This is a genomic window from Neorhizobium alkalisoli (genome assembly GCF_007829835.1).
In the GTDB taxonomy this organism is placed as follows: domain Bacteria; phylum Pseudomonadota; class Alphaproteobacteria; order Rhizobiales; family Rhizobiaceae; genus Neorhizobium.
On the sequence record NZ_VIWP01000003.1, the window covers coordinates 757,951 to 770,178 of the forward strand.

The following is a 12,228-nucleotide window of genomic DNA, read 5'->3' on the forward strand; positions in this document are numbered from 1 at the left end:
TCAATGAAGGTTGGGCTGGGGGCCTTTGCCGCTCTCATCGAGCGCATAACCCCGCTCGAAGCGGTCGAGACGCATGAAGCGCGAGACGCGATGCGTCTCGTTCTTGGCGATCAGGTGAGCAAAGCAGAAACCGGAGGCCGGCGTCGCCTTGAAGCCGCCGTAACACCAGCCGCAGTTCAGATAGAGATTGTCGATCGAGGTGCGGTCAATGATCGGCGAACCGTCCATCGACATATCCATCACACCGCCCCAGGCGCGCAGAACTTTCGCGCGAGACAGGCCGGGGATCATCGTCACCCCTTCCTGCATCGTATGCTCGACGGTCGCGAGATTGCCGCGCTGCGCATAGGAGGAATAATAATCGATATCGGCACCGAACACGAGGCCGCCCTTGTCCGACTGGGATATGTAGAAATGTCCCGCGCCATAGGTGATGACCTGGTCGATCACCGGCTTCAGCCCCTCCGACACGAAGGCTTGCAGCACATGTGTCTCGATCGGCAATTGCAGATCCGCCATGCGGCCGACCGTCGTCGTATTGCCGGCCGCCGCCAGCGCCAGCTTGTTGCAGCCGATAAAACCCTTGGTCGTCTCGACGCCGGTGACGACGCCGTTCTCGCGGCGAATGCCGGTCACTTCGCAATGCTGGATGATATCGACACCGCGCTGGTCAGCGCCGCGTGCATAACCCCAGGCGACCGCATCATGCCGCACCGTGCCGCCGCGCTTTTGCAACAGGCCACCCATGATCGGGAAACGCCCATGGTCGAAATTGAGGTAAGGCGCCAGTCGGCGCACCTGCTCGCGGTCGAGCAGTTCGGCATCGACACCTTCGATCCGCATCGCATTGCCGCGCCGGGCATATTGGTCGCGCTGGCCGTCCGAATGGAAGAGGTTGAGGACGCCGCGCTGCGACACCATCGCATTATAATTGAAGTCCTGCTCTAGCCCTTCCCAAAGCTTCAACGACAGCTCGTAGAACGGGTTATTGCCTTCCAGCATATAATTGGAGCGGATGATCGTCGTGTTGCGGCCGACATTGCCGGAGCCGATATAACCCTTCTCGATCACCGCGACATTGGTAATGCCGAATTCCTTGGCAAGGTAATAGGCGGTCGAAAGACCGTGCCCGCCACCGCCGACGATGATGACGTCGTAATGGGGTTTTGGCTCAGGCTCGCGCCACGCCGGCGTCCACAGCCGGTTGCCCGAAAGCGCCTGCTTTAAAATTGAGAATGCCGAATAACGCATGCACCGTTCCCGTCTCTTATTGCCCCCACATTCGCATATGCGGGAGAAAGGACAAGCGCAATCAGGACATCAATCCGCTTGTTTGCGACCAGCCGCCGCATGCAGCGGCAAGCGTTGCATGTCGATCACGCTGGATCCGCCCGCAGATGCCGCAAAATCCTGACGAAACGCCGAATAAGTGCGGGAAAATGGGGAAGTTTTCGCACACCGATCAAGCATTTCCAAACACTTGCACGATTTTACCTTCACCTGCCTCGCACCCGGCCGAGAATGTTCGCATTCGCAAGGGAGAGACCTATGGCCGACACGACTGCAAATCTCGACATGCCCTTCATCCTGCCCTCGCAGGCCCAGAAACACGTGACGCACAATGAGGCGCTGCAGCGTCTCGACGCACTGGTACATCTGACCATCGCCGCCGAACTCGCCGCACCGCCCGCCTCGCCCGTTGAAGGCAGCTGTTATCTCGTCGCCGCCAGCCCATCCGGCGCCTGGATCAACAGGCAGGGACGGATCGCGATCTGGCAGGATGGCGCCTGGGATTTTGCCGAACCGGCAATCGGCTGGCGCGCCTGGTTTACTTCTGCCGGACGCCTGAAAGTCTTTACCGGCTCTTTGTGGGCCGACATCCCTCTCCCCACTCAGGGAAGCTTCGACCGCCTCGGCATCGCCGCGACGCCGGACGAAACGAACAGGCTGGTCGTCTCCTCGCCCGCCAGCCTGTTCAACAATGCCGGCAACGGCCACCAGATCAAGATCAACAAGGCAGCGGCGACGGATACGGCATCCCTCCTCTTCCAGTCGAACTGGACCGGTTACGCGGAAATGGGGCTGGCCGGCGATACCAGCTTTTCGATCAAGGTCAGCGACGGCACCAACTGGCGCACCGGCCTGACCGTCAATTCTGCCGGACGCCTCTCCTGCCCCAACCAGCCCGCCGCCCGTGCCCGCCGCAGCGGCGCCAGTTTTTCGCCGGCATCCGGCAGCCAGAGCGGCTTTACCGATTACGATGTCAATCGCGGCGGCTTTACGCTCGGGGCAGCAACGGCTGGCGGCGGCAGCGCCATCCTCATCCCGGCCTCCGGACTTTATCTTGTGACCTTCAATCTTGCCGTCGTCACCTCGTCCGGCCATTCCGCGACGATCCTCCGCAACGGCTCCGAGGTCCTGCTGACAGCCGCCGGCCTCACCGGCGGTGCCCAGGCACAATCGGCAAGCGGTATCTTTTCGTTCAATGCTGGAGACACGCTGGCGATTGGCCATTCGGGCACGGCGCAGATCGATGTGGCCGCGGGAAAAACCGGGCTGTCACTCGCCATGATTTAGCCAGGGCACACGTTCGAAAACAAGGCAAAGGCGCCCGGATATGGGCCAAATGCTCACTTACGGGACGCCGTTAAACCGCATGACAAAAATATTTTCAATCGAACAGACGGAAATAAGCTATTGTTTTAAATTACATTTTTTGAATCGAAAAAACTCAAATGCGTGCTTTGCGCGTTTGGTCACAAATGATGCCACCCATTTAGTCAAATGTTAAAACTGCGGGGCTAGGCTCTCACCCGTGGTCTTGTGTTGTGTAGAGAGTCCAATGACCGAAATGATACGTCCCCGGGTTAAATATGTCATCGGCCCCGATGGCAGCCCCCTTACGATTGCCGATCTTCCGCCGGCCAATACGCGCCGCTGGGTCATCCGCCGTAAGGCCGAGGTTGTCGCGGCAGTGCGCGGTGGCTTGTTGAGCCTGGAAGAAGCCTGCGACCGTTATACGCTTACCGTCGAAGAATTCCTGTCCTGGCAGGCCTCGATCAACGATCACGGCCTCGCCGGCCTGCGCACCACCCGCATCCAGCAATATCGCCACTAGGCGCAGACGCGGCTCATCCGCCGCTCTTTCCTTTCGAGGTGCCCCTGTCCGACCGACAAGGGCACCTTTCGCTTTGCCATGGAATGGCACCTATTGCCGGAATGACCACACAGACGGCAGGATACCAGCGATGATCGCCGAGCCCGCGTAGAACCACAGCCCGGGCTGGGCGACCGCCGCCGCCATTCCACTGCTCTTCGCCGCAAAGACGACGATCGCCACCAGCATCACATCCATCATCGACCATTTGGACAGATGCGGCATCACGCGGTGGAAGAGACCTCCCTCCCCGGATCCGGTGAATGCCTGGAGACCGATGCCGGCAAGTTTTACCGTCGGAAACAGGATCGAGAACGATCCGACCAGCAGCGCAAGCAGGATGTCTCCCTGCTGCCACAGCGCCGCGACCAGTTCGACAAGCGACGGCGTCTCGCTGAAAAAATAGAGCCGCTCGAAGCGGATGATCGGTAGAAACAGGCCGAGCGCCAGAAACAGGCAGGCCGTCGAAAACAATAGCGGCCAGACATACCGTCTCATGCAACCCCACCATCCAATTCCGTGGTCAAATCCCGCGACCCGATGCCATCGGAGAATTCCGAGCCACCCGTTTGATCGGCTGGCCGTCATGCCTATATCATCTGAAGACCAGGATCGGCAGAATGGTGGCGATATGATCAGGATAACCGAAGAAATCCACGAATCGAATGGGCGTTACCTCGCCGAACTCGATGGCCACACGGCCGAAATGACCTTTGTCAGAAGATCGCCGGAGCTGATCGCCGTCAATCACACGGGCGTTCCGGAAGAATTGCGTGGAAAAGGTGTCGGACAGGCTTTGGCCGTCCATGCCGTCGAAGCGGCGCGCGCGGGCGGATGGAAAATCTTAGCGCTCTGCTCTTTCATGCGGGCCCAGGCTGAGCGGCATCCCGACTGGCAGGACGTCATCGCCTGATTCTCGGGCGGCCTGTCGAGACCAATCCCCGAATCGCAGATGCGAATCGCCCTGAACGCAAACGGGGGCCGCCCGCTCTCGCGGGGCCCCGTTAACGATTGACGCTATCCCTTGGTCAGGCTGAATTAAGCCCGGGCGCGCATTCCACCATCGCGCTCTTCGAGCGCCGAGGCCTTGGCAAGTTCGCTTTCGGCCTCTTCCAGTGCCAGTTCCGCACCTTCCTGCTGGCCCCGCAATTCGCGGATGGAGACCTGCAGATTGTCGGCACGCTGGCGCGCCGCCTTGGCAAAAGTGGGATAAGCGAAATGATTCGGGTCCGTAATGCCCGATTTCTTCTCTTCCAAGGTGATCTGGTGCTCCAGTTCCTTGGCCATTCTCTCAAATTCCGCCATCATCATCTCCAGCTGCTGGAGCTGACGGCGTTTTTCGTTAACCTGAAAACCCTTCAGGCGCACTAGGTTGTCACGCGACTTCATACGCAATACTCCGTGGATAGCGAGACCCCGGCCCGTGTCTCCGGATTGTTACACTCCGGACCAAAAATATTTCCGCGACGTTAATAAAATTCCCTTCGCGTTAACTTTTCGTTTACGGGCATCATTAATGATAAACCGGATCGTTTAAGGGTCGGTAAATGCCAGGGCCATATTGGCCGCGACGATGTGCAAGTCGCATGAATCGCTTAGCGGAGTTTCCTCGCCCGCTGATTCATCCCGGTGATGGCTGATCCACGAAGCAAATCAGGCTACTACTAATTTTGCTTAACGAATTGATGCACCTTGCCAGGCTGAATCATAATTTGTTAACCATTTGGTGGCAGCTTCCAAATCAGGCACAGTCTGGATCCGTATCGAGTAGGGGGCGTTAAACCTTACGCGGCGGTAAAGGGGATAAAAATGCGGGTTCTACTCATCGAAGATGACAGCGCGACGGCCCAGTCCATCGAGCTGATGCTGAAATCGGAAAGCTTCAATGTCTACACCACCGACCTCGGTGAAGAAGGGGTCGATCTAGGCAAACTCTACGACTACGACATCATCCTTCTCGATCTTAACCTGCCCGACATGTCGGGTTACGAAGTGCTCCGCACCCTGCGGCTTTCGAAGGTGAAGACGCCGATCCTGATCCTTTCGGGCATGGCCGGCATCGAGGACAAGGTTCGTGGTCTCGGTTTTGGCGCCGACGACTACATGACCAAGCCCTTCCACAAGGACGAACTCGTCGCTCGCATTCATGCGATCGTCCGTCGCTCCAAGGGCCATGCCCAGTCGATCATCGTCACCGGCGAACTGATCGTTAACCTCGACGCCAAGACCGTCGAAGTCGGCGGCCAGCGCGTTCACCTGACGGGCAAGGAATACCAGATGCTGGAGCTTCTTTCGCTCCGCAAGGGCACCACGCTCACCAAGGAAATGTTCCTGAACCACCTCTACGGTGGCATGGACGAACCGGAACTGAAGATCATCGACGTCTTCATCTGCAAGCTGCGCAAGAAGCTTGCCAACGCTGCCGGCGGCGCAAACTACATCGAAACCGTCTGGGGCCGTGGCTACGTGCTGCGCGAGCCTGAAGGCGAGTTCGCCGAAAGCGCCTGAGCCTATTCCCCCTTTACCAATTAAAACCCCGTCTGAGCGATCAGGCGGGTTTTTTCGTGCCCGACATCGGACAGGAAACAAAAAGACCGAGCAGTCGACTGAGCGATCGCGCGGTCAATTAAAACGAAGATTTAGGGGCCGGATCGCGTCAGGCGGCCGCAGCGAAACCGCCAAAGACGGAGGTCAGGATCTTGCGATCGAACGGCTTGAGCAGGAAATCGTCCGCCCCTGCCCGCTTGCCGACCATCATCTTCTTGAGATCCGCCTCGATCACACAATAGAAGATCCGCACGGTCTTGCCCTGCGGCATGGCGCGGACGGCAGCGATGACATCGAGTGCGCCTTCGAGGGCCGCATCGACGATCAGGAAATTGGGGAGCTGTGCCTGGCAGCGCATGATCGCCTCGCGATCGCTGCCGGCCTCGACCACGAGGAAGCCGAGCTCGGAAAGAATGCGTTTCCCGACCTTGCGGACAATATCCGAACCATCGGCAATCATCAGCCTCTGCATGGCAATCCCCTTCACACCGCCTTCCAGGGCGGATTAAAGGACGATCATGCGGCAACGGCGCTAAAGAATGGTTACCTGAAAACGAGAATCGCGCGGCCCCTCACAACAAGGTCCGCGCGATCCGTTAAAGTCCCGACTGCAAAAAGAATCAGGCAGGCACGACCTGAGCCGTGAAAACGATCTTGTCCTCGGAAAGCTCGTGGCTGAGTTCCATGCCGCATTCATCGGCCAAAAGCACCGTGTAATAGGGCTGGATCGAATGGGCATCGACCGCCTCTTCCAGCGTGCCGGACAGGATCTCGATGAATTTCGGCGGCACGCGCATCATGCGGCCCTTCACGGTAATCGTGAATTTCGCGTCATATTCCGGGTTTTCCAGAACGACATCGAGCGAGCCGCCGCGCGGAATGCCGCCATAGGCGACAAGGAACAGGTTGAGCAGCAGCTTGACGCGGTTCTTAGGGATGATCGCCCGCGGGCCGCTCCAGCTGATCTCAGTCTTCTTTTCGGCAACCGCGAAATCCCTGGCAGCCTTTTCGGCCTCGCCCGTATCGATAGAAGCACCGACGGAGCCCGAAGCACCGAAGGCGAGCCGTGCGAATTTCAGGCGAACCGAAGCATTCAGCGCCGAGGTGCGGATGAGATCGAGCGCATCGCCATCGGCCGAGCCCTCGTCCATCAGTTCCAGCCCGTTATTGATCGCGCCAACCGGCGAGATCACGTCATGGCAGACCCTGCTGCACAGGAGAGCCGCCAGATCCGGACCGCTAAGGGTAAGATTGGGGTTTTTGGGCATTCAAGTCTCCTGCTGGATGGTTTTCCGCGCCCGCGGTTTGCCATCTCAAGATTGCGCGTGGATGGTGCGATTATACCGTCATAATGACACCATATTTGGTAAACCGATTGTTAATTGTAACGCATTGAAAAATCGAGCCTACGCTATTTTCCACATCACTCGCGTTGCTATTTTTGTCGTTGCGTTCTGGATAGAATGGTTGGCTTTATGACGCTACCTAGCCAACGTGACAACGGTGGGGCTTCAGCTCTATTGTGAGGTAATCGTGAGGATAGGCTTGCTCTGGCTGAGAAAAAGAGCGGGCGGAGCACTTGCGCTTTTCTAAAGTTCGCGATTATCGAAAATGAGCTGGTACCGTAGCTATTTGGTCTGACGACCAAACCAGAAGCCCAGAACTGTCGTAAGTGCGGTTGCTAGCATCTTGGTCGCTTCCGTTTGCGCGCGAGCTTCGTCTAAAGCTAAAAAAATGAAAGAGCCTACGAGCATAACAGTCACAATCGCTGTTACGAAGTCGGCGGAGACAATTTTTGCAATCACGTCCGCCTGCTTAGATCCGACCCGCATAGCCATTGCGTAGTCACTGTAGACCCAAGCGGTGCCATCTTTGACATGTACAAAGTACTCGTGACGCTGCCCATTGCTGCTTTTATTAGTGAACTCGGCTAACATCATTACGCCACCGCCGAACTCAGGGACAATTGCATAAATATTGACCTGTTGGGCTTGCGGATCATACCGGCTAATTGCCTGAAGTGCCAAATTTTGCTGCGCCTGTAAAATCGCCTGCGACATGATTTCCCCCTTTTTTTGTCGCGGTCAGTTTAGCAATCAATCCTAAGTAGTAAATATTGCCGCCACCGCATGAAGCGCCACAAGAGCGGACTATATGAATCTTTTACCTGGGGGGCGCGTCGCTAGGCTGTTGCCCTGCGCTCATCGGGATAGCCTCGCGATCTGTAGGCAAGCATCACAGTCACGAGGCTAGAATTGGCGCGGATGACACCGCCAAAATTGCAAATCATGCCTCAACAAAGACAACTTCCGACGTGTACGACAAGGCAACACTCCAAGCATGAGGATGATTTGCTGAAGCGTGCACGAAAAAGCGCAAAAAGAATTCGCAATGCCTCGGGTAAGACAGCGAAATACGCATCAATAAAATCAATCGGTTAACAACATAAATGCTTAACCGATTGTTAACATCATGCCGCCAAGATAACGCAGGCTTAAGCATGACGCTTGACAGTTGGATGATTATCAAACGGACCTGAAGATGCGCCGCTCAAAAATTTCGACTCTTGCCCGTTTCGCATGGGCTTTGCTGACGATAGCACCCGCCTTCTGGCTTTCCGCCGCACCGGCTTCCGCCCAGCAGGGTGCCTCGCAATATTCGATGCAGGAGATCATCGATTCCGGCAACGGCTTTTTCGGCTCGACCAGTGGCGGCCTCGCCAAGGTCGTCGAGAACGCCTTTGCCAAATACGGCCTGCCGAACGGCTACGTCCTCGGCCAGGAGGGCTCGGGCGCCTTCATCGCCGGCCTCACCTATGGCGAAGGCCAGCTTTACACCAAGAATGCCGGCCAGCACCCTGTCTATTGGCAGGGCCCTTCGCTCGGTATCGATTACGGCGGCCAGGGCACCCGTGCCATGATGCTGGTCTACAATCTGCCGACGGTCGATTCGCTCTATGCCCGCTTCGGCGGCGTCTCCGGCTCGGCTTTTGTTGTCGCCGGCGTCGGCATGACCGTGCTGCGCAATGACAATGTCGTGCTCGTGCCGATCCGCACCGGCATCGGCGCCCGTCTCGGCATCAATGTCGGCTATCTGAAGCTGACCCGTGACGCGACCTGGAACCCCTTCTGATCGAAAAGACTGCCGCCCCTTACCGGGCGGCAATCCTTGAAGGATGATCGCCTCCGGTGATCGCTTGGATCGCTTGCGACGCGCATTTGCCTATGCTTAAACACCGTCAGCACTCCCCTTCAGGCTGGAAAACAGCCTGAGAAACGGCCCAGAGAATGGCCCGAGGTACGGCACTGTCGTGATCCAATTCGCTCTTCTATTTGGCCTGGGATTCCTGAGTGCCGCCCTGCTTGCCATTCTGCTAGCACCGGCCGTGCACGGGCGGATCGTCCGTTATACCGAAAACAGGATCATGGCGACGCTGCCGATCAGCCCGTCGGAACTGCGCGCCCAGCGCGACATGGCCCGCGCCGTCTACGCCGCCGAAAACGCCCGCACCAGGCAGGAGCTGATCCAGGCGCGCGACAACAATACCGAATTGCGTCTGAAGGCCGACAAGCTTTCCGAAACACTGCGCCAGCTCGAAGGCGAAAAGCTCGACCTGAAAATGCAGGTCGACAGCCTCGATACCGAAGCAGCCGGCTCTCGCACACGACTGCTCGAAGAGAGTAGCCATACGGAAGAGCTGAAGGCAGCGCTGGAAACATCCGGCGCAGAGGCGGCAAACCGCACGGCCGAGATCACCGAACTCAGCCAGCGTCTTCAGCGCGGCGCGACCGATGCCGACAACCTGCGCATCGATCTTTCCTCCCGCGACGCCGAGCTCGAAAACACCAAGTCTCGCCTCGGCAATCTGCGCGACGAACGCGAGGTCCTGCGCACGGAAATCCGCACCCTGACGACCCGGGCCAAGGATGCCGAAGCGCGCCTTGCCCAGGAAGAACAGCGTGTCGCCCGCCTGAACGAGCGCCTCGCACAGGAAACAGCCGAAAGCGCCGACAAGTCGGAAGCACTGGAGCGCCGCGCCCAGGAAATGGCCCGCCTCAGGGACAAGCTGAAACTGGCGACGACCGAGGCCCGTGAGGCGAGCCGCGCCATGCGCAACGCCATTCCAGGCCAATCGCCGCCAAAGGCCGCCGCCGCGCGCCGAAAGATTGGCGATGAGATCGCATCGGACGATGCAGAGCCCGGCGACACAACGGCTCTAGAGCAGACAATCGCGATGACTTCGGCCACGGCCGCAGCATCGTCGCAGACATCAGAGGAAGTGACCCCCGCCATGGCAGCGCTTGCCGAAGAGGCGCGCAATCGCGCCACAGCCCTTTCCGAGCGTCTTGCGAAGAGCAAGGACAGCACCAACGATGCCGCCCTGCGCGAAGAGCTGGCGATCATCGCCGCGAGCCTCGTCGCCGTCACTGCGGCAGAAGAAGGCCGCTCGTCGCCGATCCGCGCCATCCTTTCGGGAAAATCGGGCAATGGCGAGCGCGAAAGCCTGTCGGCAAGGGTAAACAAGGTGATCGCCGATCTCGGCTGAGGGTTAGCATCTCTCCGCACGATCTTGCGCGCCAACGCGACCGTAACAGGAAACGGACCATGTCATCCGAACCGACACCAGCAGCAAAGCCGTGGCTTGCATCGGAGGCCGAAGGTGGGTCGCGAAAATTCGCACCCGCAGTCGAACGCAATCGCGATGTGATCGCTTCCGTCCTGAGTGACATTCTGCCGAAACAGGGGCTTGTTCTCGAACTTGCCAGCGGCAGCGGCGAACATGCCGTGCATTTCGCAAAACGCTTTCCCCAGCTGCAATGGCAGCCAAGTGATGCCGATCCGCATGCGCTCGCCTCGATCGAAGCGTGGCGCGAGCATGAAGGCCTTTCCAACATCAGGAAGCCGATCGCCATCGACGCCTCGGCTCCGGCATGGCCGATCGATAGAGCCGATGCCGTTCTCTGCATCAACATGATCCATATCAGCCCATGGAGCGCCACTGAGGGGCTGATCGAGGGTGCGCGCCGGCTGCTGACGCCCGGCCAGCCTCTGTGCCTCTACGGCCCGTTCCTGCAGGCAGGCGTCGAGACCGCATCAAGCAATCTCGCCTTCGACCAATCCCTCAAGGCACGCAATCCCGAATGGGGCCTGCGCGCAGTCGAGGATGTGATCGCGCTTGCCCACCGCCACGGCTTTGGCCACGAAAAGATCGTCTCCATGCCGGCCAATAATCTGTTCGTGGCTCTCTACGTTTGACGAATAGGATGCGGCTCAGAGCCGCTTCTGCGCCATGGCGATTTCGTAGAGCGCAATCCCCGTCGCCGTCGCCGCATTGAGGCTGTCCAGCCCCGGTGCCTGGGCAATGCGCGCCGTTTTGACGGCCGAGAGGATATGCGCCGGCAGACCCTCGCCTTCGGTGCCGGTGATCAGCGCCATGCGCGGATGAGACGGCACCTCGCGGATCTCCGTCGTACCGGCCGGAGAAAGACCCCATATCGCGAAATCACGGTCAGCCAGCGTCGTCAGCAGATCGACCGCTTCCGCCCGCGCATAAGGCACGGAAAGCACAGATCCGACGGAAACCCGGAGCGACTTGCGGTAAAGCGGATCGCAGCAGCCGGCATCGAGCAAGACCGCATCGGCACCGAAGGCGGCGGCATTGCGGAAGATTGAGCCGATATTGTCGTGATTGGCAATGCCGAAGGCTGCGACCACCAGCGCTTTTTCCGGCAGCGAGGCCAAAAGGTCCTTGGCCGAAGGTTCGCGATGCCGGCGGCCGAGCGCCAGCACGCCGCGATGCAGGTGAAAACCCACGATCCGGTCGAGCACATCCGAGGAGGCGACATAGACCGGCACGTCCTCAGGAAACGCTTCAAGAATCTCGCCGAGACCCGCGACGCGGTTTTCCAGAAGCAGAATCTTTTCCGCAACGAAATCGCCAGTCTCTGCTTTGGCGTGCGCTGCCGCCAGCATGCGCAGCACCACCGTTCCCTCGGCGATGAACCGCCCTCCCCGTCCCGTCAGGTCCCGGTCGCGGATCGCGTGGAACTCGGCGATACGGGGATCGTCCGCATCGCCGATGCGGATCACGTCCATCGCTGGCCCCCTCACTGACCCGTCGTGACCGTCACGTCGGCGATGATGCGGCCGAGCGCGATGTCGAAGATCAGAACCTTCGGCTTGCCCTCAAGCGTGCCGAAGAAGGTCAGCTGGCTGCCGGAAGACGAAACGCTCTGCACGGCAAATCCCGCCGGGAGTGCGGCGGTGACGGCGAGCGGCTGGCCGGAGGGCACGGAGAAGCTGCCCGAAGAAACGACCGTTTCCGGTGTCCCGGCCGGACGCTGCTTGACCTTGTAGACAACGGCAGCGAGGACCGCCATAAAGCAGAGAAACAGGATACCGCCCGAAACGAGTTGCAGGAGCACCATTTTCCGGCGGATTCTATCCATTGCCGGATCAAGCGGCGCTTCCTTTTCCTCGATTTCTGTCTGGGGCATGGAATGTCCTTGGCGTTACATCGGATG

15 protein-coding genes are annotated in these 12,228 nt (G+C 59.0%); 7 read left to right on the plus strand and 8 right to left on the minus strand.

Features of this window, described 5'->3' with window-relative positions; genetic code table 11:
• Entirely contained in the window at window positions 1–1,251 is a 1,251-nt protein-coding gene (locus FHW37_RS14590) for a sarcosine oxidase subunit beta family protein (RefSeq protein ID WP_145637667.1), read from the minus strand.
• 297 nt (window positions 1,252–1,548) lie between these two features.
• Here FHW37_RS14590 and FHW37_RS14595 point away from each other — a divergent pair, with 297 nt between their 5' ends.
• Both FHW37_RS14595 and FHW37_RS14600 read left to right on the plus strand, forming a co-directional pair.
• Window positions 1,549–2,577: a DUF2793 domain-containing protein gene (locus FHW37_RS14595; protein ID WP_145637668.1), complete on the plus strand. Its 1,029-nt coding sequence runs from the start codon at window positions 1,549–1,551 to the stop codon at window positions 2,575–2,577.
• A gap of 265 nt (window positions 2,578–2,842) precedes the next feature.
• Window positions 2,843–3,118: a DUF1153 domain-containing protein gene (locus FHW37_RS14600; protein ID WP_145637669.1), complete on the plus strand. Its 276-nt coding sequence runs from the start codon at window positions 2,843–2,845 to the stop codon at window positions 3,116–3,118.
• Window positions 3,119–3,208: 90 nt separating this feature from the next.
• Here the strand turns inward: FHW37_RS14600 and FHW37_RS14605 are convergent, their stop codons facing one another.
• Window positions 3,209–3,655: a paraquat-inducible protein A gene (locus tag FHW37_RS14605; protein WP_145637670.1), complete on the minus strand. Its 447-nt coding sequence runs from the start codon at window positions 3,653–3,655 to the stop codon at window positions 3,209–3,211.
• A gap of 133 nt (window positions 3,656–3,788) precedes the next feature.
• Between FHW37_RS14605 and FHW37_RS14610 the strand changes: the two genes are divergently transcribed.
• A complete protein-coding gene (locus FHW37_RS14610; protein ID WP_145638066.1) occupies window positions 3,789–4,070 on the plus strand; it encodes a GNAT family N-acetyltransferase in 282 nt (93 codons plus the stop codon).
• 125 nt (window positions 4,071–4,195) lie between these two features.
• On the opposite strand, the gene FHW37_RS14615 is transcribed toward FHW37_RS14610, so the two are convergent.
• Window positions 4,196–4,546: a flagellar export protein FliJ gene (locus FHW37_RS14615; RefSeq protein WP_145637672.1), complete on the minus strand. Its 351-nt coding sequence runs from the start codon at window positions 4,544–4,546 to the stop codon at window positions 4,196–4,198.
• Between the two features lie 420 nt (window positions 4,547–4,966).
• On the opposite strand from FHW37_RS14615, the gene ctrA reads away from it, so the two are divergent.
• Complete coding sequence (ctrA, locus tag FHW37_RS14620; protein WP_145637674.1) at window positions 4,967–5,665, plus strand: response regulator transcription factor CtrA; 699 nt, start codon at window positions 4,967–4,969, stop codon at window positions 5,663–5,665.
• Window positions 5,666–5,813: 148 nt separating this feature from the next.
• On the opposite strand, the gene FHW37_RS14625 is transcribed toward ctrA, so the two are convergent.
• The 3 genes from FHW37_RS14625 to FHW37_RS14635 form a co-directional block, all read right to left on the minus strand.
• Window positions 5,814–6,176 (minus strand): response regulator, encoded by a 363-nt coding sequence (locus FHW37_RS14625; RefSeq protein WP_145637676.1) that lies wholly within the window; start codon window positions 6,174–6,176, stop codon window positions 5,814–5,816.
• 148 nt (window positions 6,177–6,324) lie between these two features.
• Complete coding sequence (gene chpT / locus FHW37_RS14630; protein WP_145637678.1) at window positions 6,325–6,972, minus strand: histidine phosphotransferase ChpT; 648 nt, start codon at window positions 6,970–6,972, stop codon at window positions 6,325–6,327.
• A gap of 360 nt (window positions 6,973–7,332) precedes the next feature.
• Window positions 7,333–7,764: a hypothetical protein gene (locus tag FHW37_RS14635; RefSeq protein WP_145637680.1), complete on the minus strand. Its 432-nt coding sequence runs from the start codon at window positions 7,762–7,764 to the stop codon at window positions 7,333–7,335.
• A gap of 481 nt (window positions 7,765–8,245) precedes the next feature.
• Between FHW37_RS14635 and FHW37_RS14640 the strand changes: the two genes are divergently transcribed.
• The 3 genes from FHW37_RS14640 to FHW37_RS14650 all read left to right on the plus strand — a co-directional run bounded on the left by FHW37_RS14640 (window position 8,246) and on the right by FHW37_RS14650 (window position 10,960).
• The gene (locus tag FHW37_RS14640; RefSeq protein WP_145637681.1) at window positions 8,246–8,836 is read left to right on the plus strand and encodes a DUF1134 domain-containing protein; all 591 of its coding nucleotides are present in this window, start codon (window positions 8,246–8,248) and stop codon (window positions 8,834–8,836) included.
• Between the two features lie 178 nt (window positions 8,837–9,014).
• Entirely contained in the window at window positions 9,015–10,250 is a 1,236-nt protein-coding gene (locus FHW37_RS14645; protein ID WP_145637683.1) for a hypothetical protein, read from the plus strand.
• Between the two features lie 59 nt (window positions 10,251–10,309).
• The gene (locus FHW37_RS14650; protein WP_145637685.1) at window positions 10,310–10,960 is read left to right on the plus strand and encodes a DUF938 domain-containing protein; all 651 of its coding nucleotides are present in this window, start codon (window positions 10,310–10,312) and stop codon (window positions 10,958–10,960) included.
• A gap of 15 nt (window positions 10,961–10,975) precedes the next feature.
• Here the strand turns inward: FHW37_RS14650 and FHW37_RS14655 are convergent, their stop codons facing one another.
• Window positions 10,976–11,800 carry a TrmH family RNA methyltransferase gene (locus FHW37_RS14655; RefSeq protein WP_145637687.1) on the minus strand — a complete coding sequence of 275 codons (825 nt, stop codon included), beginning with the start codon at window positions 11,798–11,800 and terminating at the stop codon, window positions 10,976–10,978.
• Between the two features lie 11 nt (window positions 11,801–11,811).
• The gene (locus FHW37_RS14660) at window positions 11,812–12,201 is read right to left on the minus strand and encodes a hypothetical protein (RefSeq protein WP_145637689.1); all 390 of its coding nucleotides are present in this window, start codon (window positions 12,199–12,201) and stop codon (window positions 11,812–11,814) included.
• Between the last annotated feature and the right edge of the window lie 27 nt (window positions 12,202–12,228).